The organism is Leifsonia sp. NPDC058230, from assembly GCF_042882245.1.
GTDB lineage: Bacteria > Actinomycetota > Actinomycetes > Actinomycetales > Microbacteriaceae > Leifsonia.
Window position 1 is genome coordinate 141,695 of sequence record NZ_JBHVWM010000004.1, and the last position, 25,176, is coordinate 166,870.

Consider the following 25,176-nt stretch of genomic DNA (forward strand, 5'->3'; position numbering starts at 1 on the left):
CAGGTTACCGATACTGGAGACATGTCCGAGCACCTGACCATCGCCGAAGCGGCCGCCCGATGCGGCCTCCCGGAGAGCACGCTGCGCTATTGGGAGCGCATCGGCCTGCTGTCGCCGGTGCGGCGGGAGCCCTCCAGCCATCACCGCCGGTACTCGGATGCGGACGTCGCTCGGCTGGAGACCCTCGCGAACCTCCGCGCGGTCGGCCTCTCCATCGAGGACATGCGCGCCTACTTCGACGGCAGCAGCCTCGGGGACGCGTCGGCGGGTCAGCAGCGGGCCCTCTTCCAGGCGCACTCCGACCGCATCCGCGCCGAGATCGACGCCATGAACACGCGCCTCGCCTACCTCGACCTGAAGGTCGCGTACTGGACGGCCCGTGAGAGCGGCGACAGCGAGGCCGCGAGCGCGATCGCCGACGAACTGGCGCAGGTCATCCGGCGCATCAACCCGAACAGATCAGAAAAGGAACACGCATGAACACGCAGACCGAACGAATCGTCTCTCCGTTCGACTGGAACTCGACTGCCGCGGAGGTGGTGGCAGGCATCGACCTGACCGGCAAGCGGGCGCTCGTCACCGGCGCCGCAGGCGGAATCGGGGTGGAGACGGCACGCGCCCTGGCATCAGCAGGCGCCGAGGTGGTGATCGCTGCTCGGAACACCGCTGCCGCCCAGCGCGTCGCGGATGACATCGCGGCGTCCACCGGCAATAGCACTGTGAGTGTGACGCAGCTCGACCTGATGGACCGCTCGTCGGTGGACCGTCTCACAGAAGGGTTCGAAGGTCCATTGCATCTGCTCATCAACAACGCCGGTGTGATGGCCGTGCCGGAACGTCGGCTGAGTCCGGAAGGGCACGAGATGCAGTTCGCCACCAACCACCTCGGCCACTTCCGACTGACCGTCGGGCTTCTTCCGGCGCTGCGCGCCGCAGAGGGTGCGCGGGTCGTCGCGCTGAGCTCGCGCGCACACCTCAACTCACCGGTGGTGTTCGACGACATCGACTTCGAGCGGCGCGACTACGACCCCGCCCTCGCCTACGCCCAGTCGAAGACGGCGAACGTGCTCTTCGCGGTCGGCGCGACCAGCCGCTGGGCCGACGACGGCATCCTGGTCAACGCCGTGCATCCGGGAGCGATCGCCGACTCCAATCTCTCGCGTTACTACGATCCTGCGGTGCTCGATGACCTGCGGTCGTCCGGACGCTACACCTACAAGACCCTGCAGCAGGGGGCGGCGACGAGCGTCTTCGTCGGCACCTCGCCACTGCTCGAGGGCATCGGCGGGCGGTACTTCGAGAATTCGCAGCAGGCCGTGGTCGACCATCCGGATGCGTGCGGCATCGACGCGGCCGGCGTGGCTGCGTACGCGCTCGACCCGATCGCAGCCGACCGGCTGTGGAAGGTCTCCGAGGCCATGATGCGGTGAGGCTCATCGGATGCTCAGCGCACGACCTCCACGACCGCTGCGATGCCCAGGCCGCCTCCCACCGATGCCGCCGCGACTCCGAGCGTCCCTGCCGGCGCGCCCTCCCGCATCAGCCGACTGAACAGCCGGACGACGGCCACCGCTCCGCTCGCACCCCAGGGGTGTCCGAGCGCGAGTGCGCCGCCATCGGCACAGACCCGTGGATCATCGCCGGCGATCCCCAGCCGGTCGAGGACGGCCAGGCTCTGTGCCGCGAAGGCTTCCACGATCTCGAAGGCGGCGACATCCGGCACGTCGGCGCCTGCTGCTCGGAGGGCTGACTGCACGGCAGGCGCCGCCCCGATGCCGGGCAATGCCGGGTCGCAGCCAACGATGGCGGAGGCGCGCACTGCGAGTCCAGGCGCTGTGCCAGCAGGGGCGACGACGAGCGCCGCCGCACCGTCGCTGACGCGCGTGGCAGTACCCGCTGTCAGCGTGCCTCCGGGAAAGAGCGGCGACAGTCGGGGAAGCAGCGGTTCGGCGCCACCGATCGCATCGTCGACGTCGAGGCGGCCGATCGGCACCAATTCGGAACGGAAGCGCCCGGCAGCGAGGGCCGCCCGGGCACGGGCGTGACTGCGAGCGGCATGCGCGTCCTGGCGAGCGCGGGGGATGCCGTCGTGCGCCGCGAGGTCCTCTGCTGCCCGTGTCATGTCGGGGTCGGCGAAGCCGTCGGGGGTGAACGGAGCGCGGTCGTAGGGGACTCCCTCCAGGGAGCGCTGCGGAGCGGTCGAGGCGCTCTCCACGCCGCCGGCCACGCGCACTCGTTCGTCTCCGGCGCGGATCGCCGCCACCGCATCCAGGATGGCGGCGAGTCCGCTGCCACACTGCCGGTCGACGGTTCCCCCGGGAATCCCGGGACCGAGGCCGGCGGCCAGGGCAGCGATACGCGCAGGGTTGCCGCCCGGGCCCATGCAGTTGCCGAGCAGGACGTCGGCAACCGTCACGGGAGTGCCGGTCGCGGCTTCGGCGTCTGCCAGAGCTGCCCGGATGACCGGTGCGCTCAGCTCCTCGACGCGGAGTCGGGCGAGCGCGCGGCCTCGTGTGCCGATGGGGGTCCGGCGGGCGGCGATGATCACAGGATGGCGGTCAGACGACAAGGCGCGCGACCTCTCCGGCCAAGACGCGGCGAACGGCCTCGGCCCGCGCCGGCTTGCCCGACACGGTGCGCGGCAGCTCGCCCACGAACCATCGCCGCGGACGGTGTGCCACAGCCAGGCGCAGCTCGCTCTCACCTCGGAGGTCTGCCGGTCCCTCGTCATCCAGCTCCACGAACGCTGCCACCAGCGCACCCACCCGGGCACGTGGCAGCCCGAACACGATCGCATCGCGGACGCCGGGAACGGATCGCAGAGCGGCCTCCACCTCCTCCGGCACGATGGTGGCGGAGGCGCTCAGGATGGCGTCGTCGGCGCGTCCGAGCAGATGCAGGGCTCCATCGACGACCTCCGCGCGGTCACCGACCGTCGCCCACTCGCCGTCGCGCCGGAGCGGTCCGGGGGAACCGACGTATCCCAGCGCCACGAAAGGAGAGCGCACCCAAAGCTCGCTGTCGCGGATGCTCCACTCCACTCCCGGGAACGGCCGCAGACCGGCCCCCTCGTCGACGGCGACGAATGAGAGCTCGGCCGCTCCGTAGTAGGCAATGACCCGGATTCCGGCAGCTTCGGCGCGCGCACGCAACCCAGGGTCCAGGTGCGAGCCGCCGACGAGGGCCGTGCGGATGGTCGGGGGAGGACCGGCGTCGATGAGCGCACGCAACGCCTGCGGAGTGCCGTGCAGGCAGGTAGTGGAGGCGTCGGCACCGCGCGCCGAGGAGCCGAGCAGCGGATGCGGACCGCCCTCGAGCGCGTGCGCGAGCGAGAACAGCGTCATCGATGCGGAGGGAGGAGCCGGGAGCAGCACCGACTCGCCTGGGCCGGCGTCGAGAAGGCGCGCGACGGCATCGAACGACGCCGACCACGAGGCTGCCGTGCGCAGAACAACCCGGGGCGAACCGCTGCTGCCGGACGTGAGCGTGGCCCAGCCTGCGTCGTCGGGCAGTTGCGCTGCTGTCGCGGCAGCGAGCAGCGCATCCCGCTGAGCGCGAGGCCAGCGATGATCGTCGACGAGCGGGACGTCGCCTCTCTCGCGTGCCGTGCGAAGTCTGTCCAGCAACCCGGCGCCGCTGCCGTCGACGAGGGCGATCATGGTCTATCGCTCCACGAAGTGGGGGAGTTGATCATCGGTGCTTCCTTCGCGGTATGACACCTGAACGGTGTTCACTAGAACGCTGTTCACCATAGTCATGTCGCAGCGAGAAGAGAAACCGCCGTGTGTCATCGTCAGGGGTGAGCGGTTGACGCGGCGTCGTGGGTCTGCCAGCTTGTACGGCGTACGCTTCACGCCCGGAAGGATCCCATGACGGTTCGCATCGACCTCAATCTCTCACTCGACGGCATCGCGATGCCGGCCGGCCAGACGGCCGAGAATCCGATGGGCGAGGACTGGGGGAGGCTGGTTGCGGACTACATCGCCACGCGGACCTTCCGCGAGCGTGTTCTGCACGAGACGACGGGGGAGGGGACCTCCGGTGTCGACGATCGCTACGCCGCGGCGTACTTCGACAACATCGGCGCGGAGATCATGGGTGCCGGGATGTTCGGACTCCACGCGTTCCCGGACGATCCGGACTGGCGCGGGTGGTGGGGCGAGGAGCCCCCGTTCGGCGGACCGGTGCTCGTGCTGACCCACCGGGAGCGCCCGCCGATCGACTTCGCCAATGGCACCCGCTTCGAGTTCCTCGCAACGAGCGCCCGGGAGGCTCTCGAGCGGGCGCGGGAGCTGGCGGCCGGGGCAGACATCCGAATCGGCGGGGGAGCGGGTGTCGCCCGTGACTTCCTGGCCGCCGGTCTCGTGGATCGCCTCCACGTCGCCATCGCCCCGATCGTGCTCGGGCGCGGTCAGCGGCTCTGGGATGACCTGCGGGAGCTCGATCGCGATTACACGGTCACGTCCGAGGTCGCCGAGAGCGGCGTCATCCACGTCACGTTCGCGCGCTGAGCTTCGGGGGAGCAGGGGGCGAGGAATATGATCGCGCCATGACCAGCGGGGAAAACGACCAGCGCGAGGTCCAGAAACGCGCCGCGCGCCCGGCGGAAGAAGTTCAGTCCGCAACGACATTGCCGGAAGCGATGACCGGCCGGGCGAGTCCGGCGAAAGCTGCGGTCGGCGACAAGCCGGTCTTCGCATACATCGCCAGCCTGCCGCAGCCGCAGCGCGGCATCGCCGAAGCGGTCGATGCACTGGCCGCCAAGACTCTGCCCGACCTCACGCGCTCGGTGAAGTGGGGCATGTCCTACTACGGCGTCGGCGACGGCTGGTGCTTCTCCTGCGGGGGTTTTGCGGGGCATGTCAAGCTCATGTTCATCAATGGCGTGGCGCTCGAGCCGGTGCCGCCGGTGACTCCGGTGGGGATGGGAAAGTCGACACGCGGTGTCGAGCTCGAGTCCGTGGACGACATCGACGAAGACCAACTCGCGTCGTGGATGAGGCAAGTGACATCCGTACCGGGTGTCGGTGGCAAGAAGAACTGAGGCTGTCGGCGGTGCTCACTGACCGCGTGCTCGATTGACGGCACCGATGAGGTACGAGCCCTTGATCGCGAGTTCGTACTTCTTATCGATCGGGACGGTCCGCGGGTCGCGCAGGGCGCTCTCGACGTCGACGACGTCGAGTCCCGTCAGCAGGGCGATGTTCGCGAGGGTGAGGCGACACTCGATCGTCAGCGACTCGAAGATCGCCGTGAGCCGTTCGTCGTCGCCGATCCGCATTCCCTCCGTCAGTTGCGCCGCGAGAATGGACAGCCTCCTGATCTCGTCGTTCGAGAGGGAAGGTGGCTCCGAGATGAATGCCATCATCCCTGCCTTTGCTCCTGCTCCGTTGAGGGACTGCAGCTTCTCCGGCGGGATGCCCGTGATGGCCTGCAGCGCTTCTTCGGAGATGCGGCCCTCAGCGATGATGCGACTCAGCTCGACCGCGGGGTTGTCTGGCTCCGACGTCATATCAGGTCGCACCTCGCGTGGGCCGGTATCGCACGGCGACCGCCCCCGACCGGAACTCATGGCGGTCCACGAGCTCGAGTTGGATGCGATCGCGCAGACCGGCGAGCAACGTCGGCCCGTGTCCCGCAAGCACCGGCTGCACAACGAACTCGTACTCGTCGATCAGTCCCAGATCTGCCAACGCCAGGGGGAGTGTCACGCCACCCACCCACAGGCCCTCGCCCGACTCCTGCTTGAGCCGCTGAACCGCTGCTCCCACGTCGTCTCGCACCGGCTCGGCATTCCAGTCGACCCGGCTCAGCGTGCTCGACACGACGTACTTCTTCGCCCGGTCGATGGCCTCGGCGAACGGGAGCTGCCACTCATCCATCCACTCCGGCCACGCGCCCGTGGCCGGCTTGCGCCACGCCGACTCCATCATCTCGAAGGTCACCCGGCCGAAGAGCAGGGCATCGGCTCGCTCCATCTCGGCCGTCCAATACCGCATCGACTCCTCGTCCGGGGGGAGCCCCGCCTCGTGATGGCAGCAGCCGTCGAGTGTCACGTTGATCGAGTACCGAAGTGGTCTCATCTCACTGCTCTCCTTTGATGCACCCGAGTTCACCTGACCGGCACTGAGACGACCGCTGGCGTCATTTCTTGTCGGAGGCCCGATCGCACCAACTTTAGGACGATCCGCGTGCGTGCGGGGGAAGTCCGCCCCAGTTTGATAACGCTGGGGGAGCCGAGCGGGGGCGAACGGCGCCCTTGCCGCTATCGCGCCCCGAGCGTACGTTCGGGCCGTGGGAAGGTGCTCTTCCTCGGGAGGTCAACCCATGAATGCATCGTCCGATCCTCTTGCCGACCACGCTCAGTTGGTGAACGAACGGCTCGGTGGCCGACATCACCACCACGGCTGGTGGTGGAAGTCTCTTCTCATCGGGCTGGCCCTCTGGATAATCACCATCGTCACCACCTTCGTGACGCTCAACACGAACCTCGTTCCGACGCTGATCCTCCTCGGCAGCTTCCTCGTCCCGTTCTGCGTGGTCCTCTTCGTGGTGGAGCGTGTGACCGGTAACGTCAGCGTCCTGCAACTGCTGGTGGCGTTCATCATCGGCGGCATCTTCGGCGTGCTTGGCGCATCCCTGCTCGAGGCGAACCTGGAGCCGGCCCCCTGGCTCTACGTTGCGGTCGGACTGATCGAGGAGTTCGTCAAGGGCGTGATCCTCGTCGTCGTTGGCTGGCGGGTCGTTCCGAAGACGGCCACACAGGGGGCGCTGCTGGGCGCGACGATCGGAGCCGGATTCGCTGCCTTCGAATCCGCCGGCTACGCCTTCAATGCCGCGCTCACCGCGCAGGGGATCGACCTGATCTCGCTGCTGCAGACCGAGGTGATCCGCGCGATCGCGACCCCGGTCGGCCACGTGCTCTGGACCGCCATCCTCGGCGCCGTGATCTTCGGTGCAGCCAAGGGACGCGAGCGCTACCGCTGGTCGTGGTGGATTCCTCTCGCGTTCGTCGGCGTCTCCCTCTTGCACGCGCTCTGGGACTCGATGAGCGGCATCGCCTCCGTGCTCGCGGTCTTGGTCACTGGCGGCGCCCTGGAGGAGCTGAAGAGCGGCTTTCTGACCACCAGCACCGCCCGTACGCTCGAAGCGCTGACGACCACGTTCTACGTCACCGGACTGGTGCTCGCATCCGCGATCGGCGTGTTGACCCTGTGGCTGGTGCTCCGCCACTACCGGCGCCTGCAGGAGCCCGTCGCCACCGGCGGCGCCGCAACGGTCCGCCGATGAGCGGCGCGGCCCGGTCCCGTGATGCAGATTATCCGTTTGTGAACATTGGACCGCAGCTCTACGGGCGGTCGAGGGGTACCGTCTAGCCTGACGCATCCGGAATCCGGATGACGGGGCGTCGCAACCCGCTAGGGAGAATCACATGGAACTGAAACTCGGTGTACTTGCGCTGCTCGAAGCGAAGCCCGACCAAGCGGGGGAGCTGAAGGAGTTCCTGATCGGCGGCAAAGCTCTAGTCGACCTCGAGCCGGGAACCCGCACCTGGTATGCCTTCCAGATCGACGACACGCATTTCGGCATCTTCGACACTTTCGCCGACGAGGATGCGCGGCAAGCGCATCTGAACGGCGCCATTCCCAAGGCTCTCGGCGAGGTGGGTCCGAACCTGCTGGCGAAGGACCCTGAGCTGAGCACCATCGACCTGCTCGCCGTCAAGCACGACAAAGGCGACTGAGCCTGGCTGAATCAGGCCGGGTCGCGGTGGCTGCCCTTCGGCACATCGTGGGGCACCGTCCATCCGAAGTAGACCTCTACGTCGACGACCTTGCCGTCGCGCACTGTGATCAACTCGGTGTTGCGCCCGCCAACTGCTCCCTGGTGACCCTCGTACGTGACCCAGACGCGATCGTCGGCGGTGCCGAAACCGACGAACTCGAACTCACCGCCACCGCCGCTGTTCGGCCAGCAATACTCGAAATAGCCACTACGGTCGAGTCGATTGTCGAGCGGGCTGGTGAAGTGAAAGTCCGGCGCTAAGAGTGATTCGATGGCATCCCGGTCCGAGTTCGACCACGCGTTGTAAAGAGCCTTCGCCGTCTCGATATTCTCGTTACTCTGTTCCATCAATCCAGTGTGAACCCCGCCGTCGAGGATGCACAACGCAGGGAAACGTCCCGACGAACTCTGCCATTCGATGCACAGAGCTGCGGTTTGCCTTCCCCGAAACCTCGATAGGTTGCGCCGGTCGAGGCCCCGGGGACACTGCGTCAGTGGCTTCGTCTCAGGCGGTCCAGCCGCCATCGAGGGTGACGGTGGAGCCGGTCATGAAGTGCGCCCGATCGGAGGCGATCCAGGCGACGAGACCGCCGACATCCTTGGGCGCCGCGAAGTGGCCGAGCGCTGTTAGTCCGGCGAGGAAGTCGCCCGACGGGGCAGTGGCGGGATTGCCTTCGGTGTCGATCGGGCCGGGCTGGACGATGTTCGCAGTGATCTTGCGGGCACCGAGGTCGCGTGCGAGTCCCTTCGTGAACGCGACCAGGGCTGCCTTGCTCATGCCGTAGACCGAGCCGCCTGGGAACGGGATGCTTTCCGCGGTGACACTGCCGATGGTGATGATGCGACCACCATCCGGCAGGTGCTTCAGCGCCTCGTGGGTGCTGTAGACCGTTCCGCGGATGTTGAGGTCGATGGTCTGCTCGATGTGCTCGTCGGACGCCTCGGTGAAGGGCTCGAACCAGCCGCCGCCTGCGCTGTTGACGAGGATGTCGACTGAGCCGAGCGCTGCCACCGCGTCACGCACGCCCTGCCGGGCGCCCTCGGGGTCGGCGTTGTTGGCACGGATCGCAACGGCGTCGCCGCCCGCCTCGATGATCTGCTTCACGACGTCGTTCGCGCGGTCGGCGGACGACCAGTAAGTGATAGCGACTCTCGCGCCCTGACGTGCCAGCTCGGTGGCGATTCCCGCGCCGATGCCCCGCGAGGCACCGGTGACGATCGCCGTCTTGCCGGCAAGGCTGGTTTCGATTGATGTACTCATGATGATCTCCTATTTGTGTATCGATCGGTACATAAAAGCCGAGCGGCGACCAGGGAATTCCCGGATCGGGCAAATATGTTCAACTGAGTACGGAAATGCTTCGGCATGTGATGGAGGGTGAGATGGCGGAACGAGGGAGACCCCGCACGTTCGAGCTGGAGGATGCCCTGGACAACGCGATCACGGTGTTCTGGCGCCAAGGGTATGAGGGCACGAGCCTCGACGACCTCACGGAGGCGATGGGCATCAACCGTCCGAGTCTGTACGCCGCCTTCGGCAACAAGGAGGAGACGTTCAAGCGAGCGGTGGAGCGGTACGCGACAGTCGACATGGCCTACGTCGATGACGCCATCGCTGAACCGACCGCACGTCTGGTCGCCGAGCACTATCTGCGCAGCAACGTGCGCGCGATCACCGATCCGGAGCGGCCCCCGGGCTGCCTTTCCATCCAGGGCGGCCTGTCGGGAAATCCCGCGCATCAGGATGTGGTCGCCTTTCTTGCGAACAGCCGCGCCGCCGGAGAGGCGAAGTTCGCCGACCGTTTCCGTTCGGCGATCGCCGCAGGAGATCTCTCCGCTGATGAGAGCCCGGAAGAGCTGGCGAAATATCTGTCGACGGTGACCAGCGGTATGGCGGTCCAGGCGACGGGTGGGTCGTCGCGCGCCGAGCTCGAACGTGTTGCCGACCGGGCGTTGCATTCCTTTCCCGCTTAGCTCAGGGAAGGCAGGGTGCTGAGGGTTCCGGCGAGGCCGTCGTCGAGGACCGTTGCAGTGAAAGACCAGGTCGGGAACTCATGGCAGATCGTGTGTGGCCGGGCCGACGCGACAAGCGCAAACTCCACAGGGGCATTTGGGGGAGGTCCGGGAGCGTCTTCTCGTCAGACTTTCGCCCGAGCAGGTCGAACAGCTCGCGCAGATCTCGTCAACGCTCATTGCGTCCATAGATCGGTCACGGCGACTCAGCGACACCTGCGAGAGCGTTGTCGAAGCGGTGAGCTAGACCGATTGGTACCTCTCCTCGTCGCGTCTTCAAGAGGCGCTGATGGCGCGGCGGTGCATTGCTAGAGGAATCGCAAGCAAGGGGCAGGATCTGGAGGGTGCCGATGCTGAGTCTCTAGCCGGATTGGCGTACGATGTCGTGACCCTAATAGACGACACGGCGCGCGCGTTCGGCAAGAAGGATGCGCCATCGAGGATTCTGGCACCAGGCCGAGACATCTCGGGGGCTCTGTATGTGTATTAAGTGTTGTCACGAGGGGCGTGAATGGCTATCGATATCTGGCTAAAATTCATGCGTGTTACTGTCCCGCTAAGACTGGCGACAGTCTCGCTGGTGGGCGCCGTCATAGTGGATTCGGCGCTGGTTCTGGCTGGCCTCGCTCAGATTGATTGGACAGGCCGAGCGGAAGCACCCATCTCGTTGGGAATCACAATCGCGATCGAGCTGATCAACATCGCGTGGTGGATTGCCCTTCCGGTCGTTTTCCTGAGCGCTCTCGCGCGAAAGCGATCGTGGGTGCGAATCTGGCTTTCGGTATACGCCCTAGTCGTGGTCCTAATGCTGTTCATTAATCCCGACGTATGGAGCATGGTCGCGACAGGTCTACTTGCGGTCAGTGTGGCTCTGAGTTGGTTGAGTAGAGACTTCGGGCCACGAAACGCAGCCGCTTCTTTCCAAGGTGATGAACGCACCGGTGATCGGACTCCTGATGGTACATAGCCTTCCATTGACGATGGCTGACTGGGGACCTTTCCCGTTCAGCATCGGTGGCCTAATCCTCCTGATCCTGATCGTCTTAGCAATTTGGGGTCTGGCGATTTTCGCAAGGAAAGTGAGGACTATCGGTGGGTTGGCTGGCTACCGTTGGTCATATGCGTTCACACAAGGGCTGCACGCAGGGTTCGCTGCCACGCCTGGCGCGGAGGGTCCCGTGAATCCGATGGTGGATTATGAATCGCGGGGCCGCTGGGAGAAGGGCTACGAACGAGGGGTTCGGTTGAGAGCTCGATAACGGTGCTTTTGATGAGTGCCGCCTCATGACATCGATCCTCAGTACGACTGTCCCTAAACCTCACGGAGACACGGACACCGAGCTCTAGAAAATATTCGGCAGTACTTCACCAGCTAGTTGTCCCTGAGGTTCGGCACATTAGGGGGACGGTGCGCGGTTGCTTCGGCGACGGAGAATCGGACGTCGGTCCGGTCTCGGGCCGGGCGTATCCCAAGGGCAAGCGCGAGATATTGCAGACGGCAACACATCCACCGGTTGTCGGTTTTACCTCAGATTGTTGGTGATCCTCTTGACGCCGCTTTCAACAACCGCGGCGGCCCGATATCGCCGGCATCGCGGGAGATCACATGGACAACGACGCTGAGGCCGAGAAGATGAACCGAATTACTGCGGCCTTGTTTTACCGACGTCTTAGCGCGCGACGTGGCGTCCGGGAGGGAGGGTGTCGAATGCTTTTGTGGGTGGGGGAGAGGGCGCCGGTTCCGAGCTGAGTGAGGATCTGCGGAGCAACAAGGGTGTTCAACTCAGCAATAGGAACTTTGCAACTCGGATCGAGTGGATTTCAGAATGTCCAGGGGTTGCGCCTGCCGGAGTGCCGCGTACGCGGGATATGTGGTCGCTGGCGTCGTCACGGCGACCGAGGATGATCGGGAGTTCCACGAGCCGAGCTCCCTGTGGCCGCCGTTCGTTGGAGGAGCGGCCCAGAAACTGTAGTTCGTGCATCTATTGTAATAATGCTCGTTCTACCTGACATAATGTGCATTATCAGCGCTACGAATTGACGAGGTTGAATGGTGTCGCTGCTGTCGCAGACGACTGACCCACGACAGCTGTTCACCGAAGAATTGCGGCGTCCGCAGAGTCGCTCGCCATTGCCATCGATACTCAAGCCGTCGAGCGAGGTTGGCTGCGACGTCTACGAACGGCCCATTCCATGACAACCATTGACATTCCTCACCGGTCGCCGTATTTTCCATATATGGAAATTGCCGCGGTCGGAAAGTACGAGGATCGTCTCGGTGCCGTCTTCGCCGCGCTGGCCGACCCCACCCGCCGCACGCTCGTCGAAAAGCTCCGCGCCGGCGACGCCACCGTTGGCGAACTCGCCACGGGATTCACCGTCGGCGTTCCTGCGATCTCCAAGCATCTGACCGTGCTCGAAAAGGCCGGCCTCATCTCCCGGCACCCGGATGCACAGTGGCGGCACTGCAGGCTCGAAACGCAGGCGTTCGAAGAGCTCAACGAGTGGATGTCGCACTTCACGACCCTCTGGACCGGAAGTCTCGACCGCCTCGACGGCTACCTCGAGGAGTTGCAGGCGAACAAGGACCAACCGTGAACTCCCCCACCGCCGTCGTACGCAAGCCCGGCCTTCTGACCTTCACCCGCACGTTCTCCGCGGAACGAGAGCTGGTCTTCCTGGCCCTTTCGGACGCCGAACACCTGCGCCGGTGGTGGGGTCCCCCGAACTTCCCCGTCGTCGAGTGCTCCATCGATTTCCGGCCGGGTGGCGTGTGGCACTACTGCCTACGCGGCCGCGATGGCACCGAGATCTGGGCCCGATCCGTCTACCGCGAGATCGTGCCGCCCGAACGCGTCTCCTATTTCGAGCGCCCGTCGGATGCGCAGGGCAACATCACGAATGTCCGACCGGGTTCATTCGTGACGATCACCCTGGAGTCACGTGCGACGGGAACAGAACTCACCGCCGTGATGCGCTACCAGAGCCCACTGGACGGCGCCCGTGCTGTCGGCTACGGCGTGGAGCACGGATTCTCGGCCGCCCTCGATCTGCTCGACACCCTGCTCAACGAGCTGGACGACGCGCGCCGAGGTGCGGCGCAGGTAAACCGATGAATGCTCACCGAAGGGATCCGCTCATGTCCACTCTCGTCTCCCCCGACGGCACGACGATCGCTTTCGAGACGGTCGGCGACGGTCCAGCACTGATCCTGGTCGACGGCGCTTCGTGCTACCGCGACGCGGGGCCGATGCGATCGATCGCCGATGCCCTGTCGGTCACGTTCGAGGTCGTGCTCTACGACCGCCGCGGCCGCGGTGCTAGCGGAGACACGCTCCCGTTCGCCGTGCAACGGGAGATCGAGGATCTTGGCGCGCTCATCGATCAGGTCGGCGGCGCGGCGCGGCTGTTCGGAATCTCGTCGGGTGCGGCACTCGTCCTGGCTGCGGCGGAGGCTTTGGGCGCCCAGAAGGTCACCGGGATCGCGCTCTTCGAGCCCCCGTTCATGCCACCCCCGGCCCTTCCCGCTGCCGCCGTCTACACCCGGGAGCTGCAAGCCGCTCTGGCCGCCGGCGACCGGGCGGCCGCGGTCGAGCTCTTCCTCGCCCGCGTCGGCCTTCCGCCACAGGCGATCGAGGGGATGCGCCACTCACCGGCCTGGCCGGGCATGGAATCGATCGCGCCGACACTCGCCTACGACGACGCGGCCATGGGTGACAGCGCGGTGCCCGTCGAGCGGGCCAAGCGCATCCGGGTACCGGCCCTCGCCCTCGTCGGAGGCGCCAGCCCCGACTTCCTGCGCTATGGCGCCGAAGAGGTCGCGGCGGCCCTTCCAAGTGCAGAGGTCGTCGTGCTGGAAGGGCAGACGCACGACGTCGCAGCCGAAGCCGTCGCGCCGGCACTGGTCGACTTCTTCACCGCCCGCGACCTCAGCCGAGCGTAGGCGCGCCACTCCCCCGCCGGTGCTCGACGGGGACGACGACGACCGGACAGCGAACCGAACGGCTCAGGTGCGTCGCGACCGAGCCCGCCAGCCAGGACTCGAGAGCGTGGCTGAAACCGGCGCCGTGCGTTCCCACGACGACGAGCCGGGCATCCACCTCATCGGACAGCCGACTCAGCGCCTGACTTGGATCTCCGTTCAGGATGCGCAACGACCAGCCCTGCTCGAGCGTCGGTTTCCCCTCGAGCGCGAGTGTGATCGCCCCGGCCAGTTCCAGCGCCACCGCCTCGTCTGCGCGGCCCACCTCCACGGGGTGCAGCGAGGCCTGCCGCCGATCGCCCTTCTCCCACTCGGTCAGGTAGCTGTCGAGGGTGACATAGCCGCACAGCAGTGCTCGGCCGAACTCCGCCGCGAGCTGTGCGGCCTCGACGACGACGGCCGTCGCCTGGCCGGGATAGACCCCGACGACCACCGGTCCGGATGCTCGGGACACCACCATGACTCATTGTCGACCTCGCCGGCCCGCGCATGCAATGAATGTGCCATCGACCGCGCATTGCACAGCCGCACAGGCGACGTACGCCCGCCACTCAGGCTTCTTTGCACTCAGTATTTTACTATCGATCGGTCGACCTCCGACGTGTTCGGCAAATTCCCCTCCCCACTTTCCTGGAACACCTGTGCCCACATTCATGCCCTTTTTCACCCGCACGGCGGCCGCCCTTGTCGCCAGCGGACTCGCTTTCGGCCTCGCTGCGGCGCCCGCCCAGGCCGGAATCGGTCAAGACGATCTGATCAGACTGAGCGCTCCCGTCCCGGCTCAGTCGATGCACGTGCCCTCGAAGGTCGCCCTCCCATCCGTCGCTCGAGAGGGCGTGGCGGTCGCCTATCACCCGGTCGTCGTGTGGCCGGTGGGCGCCGAGGCTCACGTCTCCAGCGGGTTCGGCGGACGCTCGGCTCCGACCCGCGGGGCATCGAGCGACCACCAGGGCGTCGACTTCACACCCGGACTGGGCACCCCGGTGCACGCTGCCGCCGCCGGAACCGTGCGCGAAGCGGTCGGGTTCGACGACGGCGGCTGTGGTGTGTCCATCACCCTCGACCACAATCTGGCCGGTGAACTGGTGTCAACGCGCTACTGCCACCTCGCCGTTGGTTCGCTCGCGGTCGGCGTCGGACAGACCGTCGCGGCAGGTCAGCCCATTGCAACGGTCGGCAACACCGGTGTCTCCACCGGCGCCCACCTCCACTTCGAAGTGCGGCCGGGTGGCGTCACCGCGATCGACCCACTCCCCTGGCTACGGAACCACGTCTTCTAAGACGCCTCTCGGGACTCTGACACTTACTGCGCGGGCGTCCCCGAGATGTTGACCAGCCAGCTGACACCGTACTTGTCGACAGCCATTCCGAAGCTGTCGCCCCACGGCGCCTTCGACAGCGGCTCGACGACCTTGCCGCCCTCGATGAGCTTCTCCCAGTAGCCGGTCAGTTCGGACTCATCATCGCCGCTCAGCGACACCGAGATCGACGATCCCTCGGTGAACGGCATGTGCTGCGGCACGTCAGCGGCCATCAGCGTGAAGCCGGCGGGCGTCGTGAGCTGCGAATGCATGATCTTGTCGGCCTCGGCGGGATCGTCGGCCATGTTGAATTCGGCGAAGGTGCTGACGGTGAGCTCGCCTCCGAAGACGCTCTGGTAGAAGTTCATGACCTCCCTCGTCTTGTCGCGGAAGTTCAGGTACGGGTTGAGTGTCGAAGCCATGAATGTCCTCCTAGTGACCATGTGGTCTCAGCGTAGCGACGGCCTCCGACGATGCACGAGTGCAATGTTCAGCGCCGGTACGCGTCGACGATCAGTGGTCCGCGCACCTCGCCGAGCCGCTCGACGAGGCGCTCGACGAGCGCAGCGGTGACTCCGGATGCGGTCACGTCGTACGGTCCGATCGGCTGCAGCTTGCCGCACCGCACCCGCACCACCTCCCACCCGGCTGCACGGAGGAGTCTGTCCTTCTTGCGGTCCGTCTCCTCCCGGCGCCCGACGTGCTCGAGACCGTCGCGCCCGGTGGTGTCGTATTCGATGGCGATCCGCAGCTCGGGGATGATGATGTCGGGCCAGACCTCCAGGTGCGAGAAGAACGGGCGCGCCACACGCACCGCGTTCTGCCCGAGGTCCACGTCGAGCTCCTCAGCCAGTCGCCGCCGCAATTCGGGCTCCGCCGCCGATGCGGGCTTGGGCGCCCACTGACTGATGAACGCCTCGCCGACCGGCACAGCATCCGCCCCGGCCCGTGCATGGCGGCACACCGGGCATCGCCGGCCGCTCAGGATGCGCTCGATCGTCGCCTCGTACGACGGATGCCCGTATTCGCACTGCCACGCGAATCGCCCACCGATTCCGTTGGCCGCCGAGACAGCGACACGCGACCGGGGCGCCGCCATGCTGACGAGCTGCTCCCGAGTGATGTGCGACCTGTCGAGACGGCGACAGAGGAAGCAGCGGTCGTCGTCGGGGTCGCTCTCGATCCGGCGCGGGTCGCGCAGGTGCCCGCAGACGTGCATCCCGAGATCGGGCACGGCACGAGGGATGCGCCTCCCCGTCGCCAGTGTCGAGCATTCGGGGCACCAGGTCGACCGCCGCCGTGAACCTCCCGGCCTCGACCGCTGCTCCTCGGGTGTGGCCACGAAACGGTGCCCGGCATCGCACTCCCACACGAGGTAGACCTCAGCGGCCGGCGGAACCTGGCTCAGGACGATTCCGTGGTTCAGATCGGGATGGTACTGCCGAACGAGCACCGGGTAGCGCGACCAGTCGGTGCGATAGGTGCCGACCGCATACGGAACGTCGACGCCTTTCGACCACTGGCGTCGCGCCCACCACAGCTCGACGCTCTCGGGCACCCTGCTCCTTTCGCGCAGCCGAGTGTGCGGCCGCACGCGCCAGGTTAGACGCGACCACCGTCACCCGTCGGGGCGCCGGGCTGGTTCGCGAAGGAGTGATGGTGGGCCCTACCGGGATCGAACCGATGACATCCACGGTGTAAACGTGGCGCTCTACCAGCTGAGCTAAAGGCCCTTCGCCGCTGTGCGGCTCCCTCAAGCTTAGCGGGACGCGACGTGCGCGGGCAGCGACTCGAGCGCGGCGCGGTAGGCCTCGATCGAGCGCGCTTCGCCGGGGGCGGTGATGAACGATGCGCGGATCACGCCGGACTCGTCGATCACAAAGGTCGCGCGGTTCGCGTAGCCCTTGCCGGGCAGGAACACCCCGTACTCCTTGGCGATGTCGCCGTGCGGCCAGAAGTCTGCAAGGAGGGTGAAGTCGTAGTTCTCCTGTTCGGCCCACGCTCGAAGCGTGTACTTGGAGTCGACGGAGATGCCGATGAGCTCGACCGAGTTGTCCTTGAACAGGGAGAGGTTGTCGCGAAGCGCGCAGAGCTCTCCGGTGCACGTGCCGGAGAACGCCAGAGGAAAGAAGACGAGGGCGACCGCGCGCTTGCCGTGGAAGTCGCTGAGCCGGACGGTCTCGCCGAACTGGTTCAGCAATTCGAAGTCGGGTGCCTGGGTGTCGTTCTCCAGAGCCATGTTCTGTTTCCTTTCAGCGCCCGCGCGATGGATCCGCACGCGACGCACGAGCACACAGCATAGACCCGCTCGCAGGGACTTCCAAGGGCACGGTCAACATGGGGCGCGCAGTGAGGCTAGGCTGGCAGATGGTGCCTTCGCACTGTCGCAACCCGACAGCGAAACGCGCCTCTCACGATCTATCCGACACAAGAAAGAGGTCGAGGGTGACTGTAAACGACCAGGACCCGTACTCGATGAATAACATCGATTCGGACCCGGAGGAGACCGCCGAATGGCAGGAATCCCTCGACGCACTGGTTGCGGCTCATGGTCACGAGCGTGCTCGTGACATCATGTTGAGCCTGCTCAAGCGCTCCAAAGAACTGCACCTCGGTGTACCGATGGTTCCGACCACCGACTACATCAACACCATCTCCCCCGAGAACGAACCTGAGTTCCCGGGCGACGAGGAGATCGAGCGCCGCTACCGCGCGTGGATCCGCTGGAATGCAGCCATCCTGGTGCACCGTGCGCAGCGCCCAGGAATCGCCGTCGGCGGCCACATCTCGACCTACGCGTCGAGCGCCGCGCTCTACGAGGTCGGCTTCAACCACTTCTTCCGCGGTCAGGACCACCCGGGCGGCGGCGACCAGATCTTCATCCAGGGCCACGCCTCCCCCGGCACCTACGCCCGCGCCTTTCTCGAGGGCCGCCTGAGCGCCGACCAGCTCGACGGCTTCCGTCAGGAGAAGTCGCACGCGGGAGGCGGCCTCTCGTCGTACCCGCACCCGCGCCTCATGCCAGAGTTCTGGCAGTTCCCGACCGTCTCGATGGGTCTCGGCCCGATCAACGCGATCTACCAGGCGCAGGCCAACAAGTACCTCACCAACCGCGGCATCAAGGACGCGAGCGACCAGCACGTCTGGGCGTTCCTCGGCGACGGCGAGATGGACGAGGTCGAGAGCCGCGGACAGCTGCAGGTCGCAGCCAACGAGAAGCTCGACAACCTGACCTTCGTCATCAACGCCAACCTCCAGCGCCTCGACGGCCCGGTGCGTGGCAACGGCAAGATCATCCAGGAGCTCGAGAGCTACTTCCGCGGCGCGGGCTGGAACGTCATCAAGGTCATCTGGGGCCGCGAGTGGGATGAATTGCTCTCCCGTGACGACGACGGTGCTCTCGTCAACCTGATGAATCAGACTCCGGATGGCGACTACCAGACGTACAAGACCGAGAGCGGCGCTTACGTTCGCGAGAACTTCTTCGGCCGCGACCCGCGCACGCTCAAGCTCGTCGAGGACTACACGGACGAGCAGGTCTGGGGCCTCAAGCGCGGTGGCCACGACTACCGCAAGGTCTACGCAGCCTTCAAGGCGGCGGTCGAGCACAAGGGCCAGCCCACCGTCATCATCGCGAAGACCATCAAGGGCTACGGCCTCGGTCCGAGCTTCGAGGGCCGCAACGCGACCCACCAGATGAAGAAGATGACGCTCGACAACCTGAAGACGTTCCGCGACGCCATGCGCATCCCGGTGACGGATGCGGTGCTCGAGGAGAACCCGTACCTGCCCCCGTACTACAACCCCGGGCCCGACGACGAGGCGATCCAGTACCTGCACGACCGCCGTCGCGCGCTCGGCGGCTATGTGCCCGAGCGGCGCGTCAAGTACACGCAGCTCAACCTGCCAGACGACTCCGCGTACGCGATCTCGAAGAAGGGCTCCGGCACGCAGGAGATCGCCACCACGATGGCGTTCGTGCGACTGCTGAAAGACCTGCTTCGGTCGAAGGAGTTCGGTCACCGCATCGTCCCGATCATCCCGGATGAGGCACGCACGTTCGGCATGGATGCGTTCTTCCCGAACGCGAAGATCTACAACCCCAACGGCCAGCACTACACGTCGGTCGACCGCGAGCTGCTCCTGGCGTACAAGGAGAGCCCGCAGGGCCAGATCATCCACGTCGGGATCAACGAGGCGGGAGCGCTCGCGGCGTTCACCAACATCGGAACGTCGTACGCCACCCAGGGCGAGCCGCTCATCCCGGTCTACGTCTTCTACTCGATGTTCGGCTTCCAGCGCACCGGCGACGCGATCTGGGCCGCGGGCGACCAGATGGCCCGTGGATTCATGATCGGCGCCACCGCCGGACGCACCACCCTCACGGGTGAGGGCCTCCAGCACGCCGACGGGCACTCGCTCGTGCTGTCGTCCACCAACCCGGCGGTCGTCTCGTACGACCCCGCGTACGGCTACGAGATCGGGCACATCGTGCGCAGCGGTCTCGAGCGGATGTACGGCGACAGCCATCCGGACCCGAACGTCATGTACTACCTGACGGTCTACAACGAGCCCATCGTGCAGCCGGCCGAGCCGGAGGGTGTCGACGTCGACGGCATCGTGCGCGGAATCTACAAGCTGCGCGCCAACGACGTGGCCGGTCCCAAGGCTCAGCTGCTCGCATCCGGCGTCTCGGTGCCGTGGGCGCTCGAAGCGCAGCACCTGCTGGCGCAGGACTGGGGTGTGTCCGCCGAAGTCTGGTCGGTCACCTCCTGGTCTGAGCTGCGCCGCGACGGCCTGCGCGCCGAGGAGCACAACTTCCTCTACCCGCAGCAAGAGGCGCAGGTGCCGTACGTCACCCGCAAGCTTCAGGATGCTCAGGGGCCGTTCGTCGCCGTCACCGACTACATGCACGCTGTTCCCGACCAGATCCGTCAGTTCGTTCCCGGTGAGTTCGCAACGCTGGGCGCCGACGGCTTCGGTTTCTCCGACACCCGCGCTGCCGCCCGCCGGTTCTTCAAGATCGACGGACCGTCGCTCGTCGTCCGCACCCTCGAGCTGCTCGCGGCCCGCGGTCAGGTCGACCCGAACGCGCCGGCCCGAGCGATCGAGAAGTACCTGCTGCACGACGTGAACGCTGGCACCACCGGCTCGGCCGGCGGCGAGAGCTGACCACGGGCCGCACTCCGGTGCCCAAGACGAAGGAAGAGACGCTCACCTGGCTTCGCAAGATCTCGGGTGAGCTGGCTACCGCTACGCTCAAGCGACTCGAAGACACCCTGCCGTGGTACCGCGACATGCCCCCCGGGCGGCGGTCCGCGGTGGGGTTGGTCGCTCAGGCGGGCATCTCCTCGTTCATCTCCTGGTTCGACGACCCACGGTCGACGCCGTGGATCGCCGCCGACGTGTTCGGGGCGGCGCCGCGCGAGCTGCTCCGTTCCGTGAGCCTGCAGCAGACGCTCCAGCTCATCAAGGTGACGGTGGAGGTCGTCGAGGACCGCGTGAAGAACGGCGGCGAACCGCTCCGCGAGGCGATCCTGCTGTACTCGCGCGAGATCGCGTTCGGGGCGGCCGACGTCTACGCGCGCGCCGCAGAGGCCCGTGGTCTGTGGGATGCGCGCCTCGAGGCTCTCGTCGTCGACAGCATCCTCACGGGCGAGTACGACGACGAGCTGCCGAGCCGGATCGCCGCCCTCGGCTGGCACGGGCACGGCGAGGTCAGCGTGCTGGTCGGCACCGCCCCCAAGATGCTCGACGTCGATCAGTTGCGACGTACGGCCAGGCACATGTCGGCGGATGTGCTGATCGGCGTGCAGGGAAGCCGCCTCGTCCTCGTGATCGGTCGCGCCTTCCCGAGCGCGGCGACTCCCGACGAGACGATCGGCGCGGCGCCGATGGTCAGCTTTCTCGAGATCGCTTCGCAGCTCGAACCGGGGTTCGGTGCCGGCCATCTCGTGCTCGGGCACGAGGTCGCAAGCCTCGTGGATGCGTCGAAGAGCGCCAAGGCCGCTCTCGCCGGCTTCGCGGTCGCCAAGGCGTGGCGCAACTGCCCGCGACCGGTGCACGCAGACGACCTGCTCCCGGAGCGCGCCCTCGCCGGCGACGGCCTGGCGCGCGCCACCCTCATCAACCGCATCTACCGTCCGCTGCAGGCGCACTCGACCGAGCTGCTGACGACCCTGTGGTGCTACCTGGACAACGGGCGTTCCCTGGAGGCGACGGCGCGCGAGCTCTTCGTGCATCCCAATACCGTTCGATACCGCCTGAAGCGCGTCTCCGAGGTCATCGGCTGGGACGCGACGGGTGCGCGCGAGGCGCTCATCCTCCAGGCGGCCCTCATCGTCGGCTCGATCAACGAACCGGATGCTCCGCGGCGCGGCTAGCCGCACGCCTTAGTAGACATTCACAAAGGATCTCGGAATACTTCGTATCCGATCGACACATCCGCTTGGCGGAGGATTGGCAGACTAGAACTCGTGATTGTGATCGTGTGCCCTGGGCAGGGCTCCCAGACCCCCGGCTTCCTGGAACCCTGGCTCACGGAGCCGTCGTTCCGCGACCAGCTCTCGGGCATCTCCGACGCAGTGGGCATCGACCTCGTGGCGCACGGCACCGTCAGCGATGCGGACACCATCCGTGACACCGCCGTCGCCCAGCCGCTCATCGTCTCCGCCGGGCTGCTGACGCTCTCCGCACTGCTGGCCGACGGCCGTCGCGACAGGATCGGCGGGATCGCGGGTCACTCCGTCGGCGAGCTGACCGCCGCTGCCGGCGCGGGCATCCTGAGCGAGACGGATGCGGTGGCCTTCGTACGTGAGCGTGGCGCCGCGATGGCCCGGGCGGCCGCAGAGGCGCCGACCGGCATGAGCGCCGTCATCGGCGCCGACGAGACGGAGCTGCTCGCCGTGCTGGCCGAACTCGGCCTCTCCCCCGCCAACTACAACGGCGGCGGCCAGATCGTCGTCGCCGGCGCTTTGGATGCTCTCGCGAAGCTCGCCGAGAACCCGCCTGCTCGCGCCCGGGTCATCCCACTTCAGGTCGCAGGCGCCTTCCATACCCGGTACATGCAGCCGGCCGTAGCGCACCTGCAGGAGTTCGCGAGCACGCTCGCGGCCGCAGATCCGACGCTTCCCATCTGGACCAACAAGGACGGCTCGCGGGTCACCTCTGGCGCAGAGTACCTGGATCTCCTGGTAGGCCAGGTCTCGTCCCCGGTGCGCTGGGATCTCACGATGGAGTCCTTCGCCGATGCCGGCGTGACCGGCATCATCGAGGTCGCTCCCGCCGGCGCCCTCGTCGGTCTCGCCAAACGCGGCCTCAAGGGTGTTCCCGCCGTCGCCATCAAGACGCCGGACGACCTGCCCGCCGCATTCGACCTCATCGACCAGGCCGCCTAGGAGGACCCGGATGAATCACCCGACACTGCAGCAGGCCCACGGCCCGCAGTACACCCGCATCCTCTCGATCGGTGCCGCCCGCGGCGACCTCATCGTGCCGAACGACGACCTCGTCGGCCCGATCAACTCGTCGGACGAGTGGATCCGCCAGCGCACCGGGATCATCACCCGCACCCGGGCGAGCCACGACGTCCTCGCCGTCGACCTGGCCACCGACGCATCGCGTGAGGCGATCGCGAAGTCCGGTGTCGACCCGCAGCTCATCGACGCGGTGATCGTCGCGACGATCAGCAACTCGCGGCAGACCCCGTCCCTCGCCGCAGTTCTCGCGGACCGTGTCGGCTCCAACCCGGCCGCAGCGTACGACATGAACGCTGCCTGCGCAGGCTATACGTACGCGATCGCCCAAGCGGATGCGCTCATCCGCACCGGCATGGCACACTACGCTCTCGTGGTCGGCGCCGAGAAGCTCTCGGATGTCGTCGACCCGACCGACCGCTCCATCTCCTTCCTCCTCGGTGACGGGGCCGGGGCCGTAGTGATCGGCCCGAGCGAGTACCCGGGCATCTCGAAGACCATCTGGGGCTCCGACGGCTCGAAGGCCGACGCCGTGAGCATGAACGGCACCCTCGTGGACTTCCGCGACGGTTCTGCCGAGTGGCCGACCCTCCGCCAGGAAGGCCAGACGGTCTTCCGCTGGGCGGTCTGGGAGATGGCCAAGGTCGCGAAGCAGGCACTGGATGCGGCCGGCGTGACGAGCGATCAGCTCTCCGCGTTCATCCCCCACCAGGCCAATATGCGCATCGTGGACGAGTTCGCCAAGCAGTTGAAACTGCCCGACACCGTCGCGATCGCCCGAGACATCGAGACGACCGGGAACACCTCCGCAGCCTCGATCCCGCTGGCGACACATCGTCTCCTGCAAGAGAACCCCGAGCTCAGCGGCGGCCTCGCGCTCCAGATCGGCTTCGGCGCCGGACTGGTGTTCGGCGCACAGGTCGTCGTGCTGCCCTAAACTGATCAACGGTCAAACGACACCCCCCAAGGAGAAAACAAATGGCATTGTCCACCGAAGAAGTTCTTGCCGGCCTGGCCGAGCTCATCAACGACGAGACCGGCATCGCGACCGACACGGTTGAGCTGGACAAGTCGTTCACCGACGACCTCGACATCGACTCGATCTCGATGATGACCATCGTGGTCAACGCCGAGGACAAGTTCGACGTCAAGATCCCGGACGAAGAGGTCAAGAACCTCAAGACCGTCGGCGACGCCGTCGAGTTCATCGTCAAGGCTCAGGCCTAAGCCTCGCAAGAATCTTCCTTCGCGGCGGCGGGCCTGCCTGCCCGGGTCGGCCCGCCCCGCGATCGATAGCGCTCGTCAGCGCTGTCACGTTCCTCATCCAACGGAGAGTTGCCGTTATGACCAAGAAAATCGTCGTCACCGGCGTGGGCGCCGCCTCGCCGCTCGGTGGCACCGCCGCAGACAGCTGGAAGGCCCTGCTCGCCAGGGAGTCCGGCGCATCCACCATCGAGAAGGACTGGGTCTCCGAGCTCTCCCTTCCGGTCACTTTCGCCGCGCAGGCCAAGGTCGACGCCACCACGGTGCTCGAGCGCCACGAGGTGAAGCGTCTCGACCCGTCGAGCCAGTTCGCTCTCATCGCGGGCCGTGAGGCCTACGCCGATGCAGGATCCCCCGAGGTCGAGCCCGAGCGCCTCGCCGTCGACTGGGCGACCGGCATCGGCGGCGTCTGGACCCTCATCGACGCGTGGGATACCCTGCGCGAGCGTGGACCGCGTCGTGTCATGCCGATGACCGTTCCGATGCTCATGCCGAACGGGCCCGGCGCCGCGATCGGGATGGACCTGCACGCGCGTGCGGGCATCCGCACCGTGGTTTCGGCCTGCGCCTCCAGCACGGAGTCGATCGCCAACGCGTACGACCACCTTCAGCGTGGTCTCGCCGATGTCGTGATCGCCGGCGGTTCGGAGGCGGCCATCCACCCGCTGCCGATCGCGTCGTTCGCGGCCATGCAGGCGCTGTCGAAGCGCAACGACGACCCGGCCACGGCATCCCGCCCGTACGACATCTCGCGCGATGGATTCGTTCTCGGTGAAGGCGCGGCCGCGCTCGTGCTGGAGACCGAGGAGCACGCGAAGGCCCGTGGCGCCAAGATCTACGCCGAGCTCGTCGGCGGGTCCGTCACCAGTGACGCGTACCACATCACTGCTCCCGACCCCGAGGGTTCGGCTGCGGCTCGCGCCATGATCGCGGCGATCTCGAACTCGGGTGCCTCGCTCTCCGACGTCAGCCACATCAACGCACACGCCACCAGCACGCCCGTCGGTGACATCGCCGAGTACAACGCGCTTCGTCGCGTCTTCGGCGACCTGCTCGAGGGCATCCCGGTCTCGGCGACCAAGGCGTCCACTGGTCACCTCCTCGGCGGGGCCGGTGCCATCGAGGCGGTCTTCACCGTCATGGCACTGCACGAGCGCACCGCTCCCCCGACGATCAACATCACCGAGATGGACCCGGAGATCCCGCTCGATGTGGTCACGGAGCCGCGATCCCTCGGAAACGGCGACCTGCTGGCGATCAGCAACTCGTTCGGCTTCGGCGGCCACAACGCGGTCGTCGCATTCCGCTCGGTCTAGCCGCGGGCTGTCGACAGTACGAGACCCCGACCGGATCATCC

General features: G+C 66.5%; 27 protein-coding genes and 1 tRNA gene. 17 read left to right on the forward strand and 11 right to left on the reverse strand.

The annotated features are described in order from the left end of the window. Window positions 1-21 precede the first annotated feature (21 nt). Complete coding sequence (locus tag ACFVV0_RS13695) at window positions 22-480, forward strand: MerR family transcriptional regulator (protein ID WP_387063939.1); 459 nt, start codon at window positions 22-24, stop codon at window positions 478-480. Next, on the forward strand, window positions 477-1,430 hold the full coding sequence (locus tag ACFVV0_RS13700) for an SDR family NAD(P)-dependent oxidoreductase (RefSeq protein WP_387063942.1): 954 nt from the start codon (window positions 477-479) through the stop codon (window positions 1,428-1,430). The genes ACFVV0_RS13695 and ACFVV0_RS13700 overlap by 4 nt, the downstream gene beginning before the upstream one ends. A 14-nt stretch (window positions 1,431-1,444) precedes the next feature. On the opposite strand, the gene ACFVV0_RS13705 is transcribed toward ACFVV0_RS13700, so the two are convergent. Together ACFVV0_RS13705 and ACFVV0_RS13710 are read right to left on the reverse strand one after the other, a co-directional pair. Beyond that, a complete protein-coding gene (locus ACFVV0_RS13705) occupies window positions 1,445-2,548 on the reverse strand; it encodes a thiolase family protein (protein ID WP_387063944.1) in 1,104 nt (367 codons plus the stop codon). Between the two features lie 10 nt (window positions 2,549-2,558). Further along, window positions 2,559-3,659 carry an AMP-binding protein gene (locus ACFVV0_RS13710; protein WP_387063947.1) on the reverse strand — a complete coding sequence of 367 codons (1,101 nt, stop codon included), beginning with the start codon at window positions 3,657-3,659 and terminating at the stop codon, window positions 2,559-2,561. 210 nt (window positions 3,660-3,869) lie between these two features. Between ACFVV0_RS13710 and ACFVV0_RS13715 the strand changes: the two genes are divergently transcribed. Together ACFVV0_RS13715 and ACFVV0_RS13720 are read left to right on the forward strand one after the other, a co-directional pair. Continuing rightward, entirely contained in the window at window positions 3,870-4,511 is a 642-nt protein-coding gene (locus tag ACFVV0_RS13715) for a dihydrofolate reductase family protein (RefSeq protein ID WP_387063950.1), read from the forward strand. A 38-nt stretch (window positions 4,512-4,549) separates the two neighbouring features. Further along, the gene (locus ACFVV0_RS13720) at window positions 4,550-5,044 is read left to right on the forward strand and encodes a DUF1801 domain-containing protein (RefSeq protein WP_387063953.1); all 495 of its coding nucleotides are present in this window, start codon (window positions 4,550-4,552) and stop codon (window positions 5,042-5,044) included. 15 nt (window positions 5,045-5,059) lie between these two features. Here the strand turns inward: ACFVV0_RS13720 and ACFVV0_RS13725 are convergent, their stop codons facing one another. Together ACFVV0_RS13725 and ACFVV0_RS13730 are read right to left on the reverse strand one after the other, a co-directional pair. After that, window positions 5,060-5,512 (reverse strand): HTH domain-containing protein, encoded by a 453-nt coding sequence (locus ACFVV0_RS13725; protein WP_387063956.1) that lies wholly within the window; start codon window positions 5,510-5,512, stop codon window positions 5,060-5,062. 1 nt (window position 5,513) lies between these two features. Further along, complete coding sequence (locus ACFVV0_RS13730) at window positions 5,514-6,083, reverse strand: dihydrofolate reductase family protein (protein WP_387063958.1); 570 nt, start codon at window positions 6,081-6,083, stop codon at window positions 5,514-5,516. 286 nt (window positions 6,084-6,369) lie between these two features. Between ACFVV0_RS13730 and ACFVV0_RS13735 the strand changes: the two genes are divergently transcribed. Both ACFVV0_RS13735 and ACFVV0_RS13740 read left to right on the forward strand, forming a co-directional pair. After that, window positions 6,370-7,290 (forward strand): PrsW family intramembrane metalloprotease, encoded by a 921-nt coding sequence (locus tag ACFVV0_RS13735; protein ID WP_387063960.1) that lies wholly within the window; start codon window positions 6,370-6,372, stop codon window positions 7,288-7,290. A 142-nt stretch (window positions 7,291-7,432) separates the two neighbouring features. Then, a complete protein-coding gene (locus tag ACFVV0_RS13740) occupies window positions 7,433-7,744 on the forward strand; it encodes a putative quinol monooxygenase (RefSeq protein ID WP_387063963.1) in 312 nt (103 codons plus the stop codon). A gap of 11 nt (window positions 7,745-7,755) precedes the next feature. Here the strand turns inward: ACFVV0_RS13740 and ACFVV0_RS13745 are convergent, their stop codons facing one another. Both ACFVV0_RS13745 and ACFVV0_RS13750 read right to left on the reverse strand, forming a co-directional pair. Continuing rightward, entirely contained in the window at window positions 7,756-8,133 is a 378-nt protein-coding gene (locus ACFVV0_RS13745; protein ID WP_387063965.1) for a nuclear transport factor 2 family protein, read from the reverse strand. 157 nt (window positions 8,134-8,290) lie between these two features. After that, a complete protein-coding gene (locus ACFVV0_RS13750) occupies window positions 8,291-9,046 on the reverse strand; it encodes an SDR family NAD(P)-dependent oxidoreductase (protein ID WP_387063968.1) in 756 nt (251 codons plus the stop codon). A gap of 122 nt (window positions 9,047-9,168) precedes the next feature. On the opposite strand from ACFVV0_RS13750, the gene ACFVV0_RS13755 reads away from it, so the two are divergent. The 4 genes from ACFVV0_RS13755 to ACFVV0_RS13770 all read left to right on the forward strand — a co-directional run bounded on the left by ACFVV0_RS13755 (window position 9,169) and on the right by ACFVV0_RS13770 (window position 13,741). Then, window positions 9,169-9,759 (forward strand): TetR/AcrR family transcriptional regulator, encoded by a 591-nt coding sequence (locus tag ACFVV0_RS13755; RefSeq protein ID WP_387063971.1) that lies wholly within the window; start codon window positions 9,169-9,171, stop codon window positions 9,757-9,759. A 2,277-nt stretch (window positions 9,760-12,036) separates the two neighbouring features. Beyond that, entirely contained in the window at window positions 12,037-12,396 is a 360-nt protein-coding gene (locus ACFVV0_RS13760; RefSeq protein ID WP_387063974.1) for an ArsR/SmtB family transcription factor, read from the forward strand. Continuing rightward, a complete protein-coding gene (locus tag ACFVV0_RS13765) occupies window positions 12,393-12,914 on the forward strand; it encodes an SRPBCC domain-containing protein (protein WP_387063977.1) in 522 nt (173 codons plus the stop codon). Before ACFVV0_RS13760 ends, ACFVV0_RS13765 begins: the two co-directional genes overlap by 4 nt. A 23-nt stretch (window positions 12,915-12,937) precedes the next feature. Further along, the gene (locus tag ACFVV0_RS13770) at window positions 12,938-13,741 is read left to right on the forward strand and encodes an alpha/beta fold hydrolase (protein WP_387063980.1); all 804 of its coding nucleotides are present in this window, start codon (window positions 12,938-12,940) and stop codon (window positions 13,739-13,741) included. Here the strand turns inward: ACFVV0_RS13770 and ACFVV0_RS13775 are convergent. Continuing rightward, complete coding sequence (locus ACFVV0_RS13775) at window positions 13,728-14,240, reverse strand: universal stress protein (protein WP_387063983.1); 513 nt, start codon at window positions 14,238-14,240, stop codon at window positions 13,728-13,730. The genes ACFVV0_RS13770 and ACFVV0_RS13775 overlap by 14 nt on opposite strands. 193 nt (window positions 14,241-14,433) lie before the next feature. On the opposite strand from ACFVV0_RS13775, the gene ACFVV0_RS13780 reads away from it, so the two are divergent. Beyond that, window positions 14,434-15,060, forward strand: a complete 627-nt coding sequence (locus ACFVV0_RS13780; RefSeq protein WP_387063986.1) for a M23 family metallopeptidase — start codon at window positions 14,434-14,436, stop codon at window positions 15,058-15,060. Window positions 15,061-15,083: 23 nt separating this feature from the next. On the opposite strand, the gene ACFVV0_RS13785 is transcribed toward ACFVV0_RS13780, so the two are convergent. The 4 genes from ACFVV0_RS13785 to ACFVV0_RS13800 all read right to left on the reverse strand — a co-directional run bounded on the left by ACFVV0_RS13785 (window position 15,084) and on the right by ACFVV0_RS13800 (window position 17,320). Continuing rightward, the gene (locus ACFVV0_RS13785) at window positions 15,084-15,503 is read right to left on the reverse strand and encodes a VOC family protein (RefSeq protein ID WP_387063989.1); all 420 of its coding nucleotides are present in this window, start codon (window positions 15,501-15,503) and stop codon (window positions 15,084-15,086) included. Between the two features lie 68 nt (window positions 15,504-15,571). Then, window positions 15,572-16,639 (reverse strand): zinc-ribbon domain-containing protein, encoded by a 1,068-nt coding sequence (locus ACFVV0_RS13790; protein WP_387063992.1) that lies wholly within the window; start codon window positions 16,637-16,639, stop codon window positions 15,572-15,574. Window positions 16,640-16,738: 99 nt separating this feature from the next. Further along, window positions 16,739-16,814 (reverse strand) — tRNA-Val (locus ACFVV0_RS13795). Window positions 16,815-16,840: 26 nt separating this feature from the next. After that, a complete protein-coding gene (locus ACFVV0_RS13800; RefSeq protein WP_387063995.1) occupies window positions 16,841-17,320 on the reverse strand; it encodes a peroxiredoxin in 480 nt (159 codons plus the stop codon). Between the two features lie 206 nt (window positions 17,321-17,526). On the opposite strand from ACFVV0_RS13800, the gene aceE reads away from it, so the two are divergent. The 6 genes from aceE (at window position 17,527) to ACFVV0_RS13830 (ending at window position 25,135) form a co-directional block, all read left to right on the forward strand. Beyond that, window positions 17,527-20,253, forward strand: a complete 2,727-nt coding sequence (gene aceE, locus ACFVV0_RS13805; protein WP_387063997.1) for a pyruvate dehydrogenase (acetyl-transferring), homodimeric type — start codon at window positions 17,527-17,529, stop codon at window positions 20,251-20,253. 17 nt (window positions 20,254-20,270) lie between these two features. Beyond that, on the forward strand, window positions 20,271-21,464 hold the full coding sequence (locus tag ACFVV0_RS13810; protein ID WP_387063999.1) for a PucR family transcriptional regulator: 1,194 nt from the start codon (window positions 20,271-20,273) through the stop codon (window positions 21,462-21,464). A gap of 93 nt (window positions 21,465-21,557) precedes the next feature. Beyond that, entirely contained in the window at window positions 21,558-22,478 is a 921-nt protein-coding gene (locus ACFVV0_RS13815; RefSeq protein ID WP_387064001.1) for an ACP S-malonyltransferase, read from the forward strand. A 10-nt stretch (window positions 22,479-22,488) separates the two neighbouring features. After that, window positions 22,489-23,493, forward strand: coding sequence for a beta-ketoacyl-ACP synthase III (locus tag ACFVV0_RS13820; protein ID WP_387064004.1), 1,005 nt, complete (start codon window positions 22,489-22,491; stop codon window positions 23,491-23,493). Window positions 23,494-23,534: 41 nt separating this feature from the next. Further along, window positions 23,535-23,783, forward strand: a complete 249-nt coding sequence (locus ACFVV0_RS13825; RefSeq protein ID WP_271178624.1) for an acyl carrier protein — start codon at window positions 23,535-23,537, stop codon at window positions 23,781-23,783. A gap of 116 nt (window positions 23,784-23,899) precedes the next feature. Continuing rightward, window positions 23,900-25,135 (forward strand): beta-ketoacyl-[acyl-carrier-protein] synthase family protein, encoded by a 1,236-nt coding sequence (locus ACFVV0_RS13830; RefSeq protein WP_387064006.1) that lies wholly within the window; start codon window positions 23,900-23,902, stop codon window positions 25,133-25,135. Window positions 25,136-25,176 lie beyond the last annotated feature (41 nt).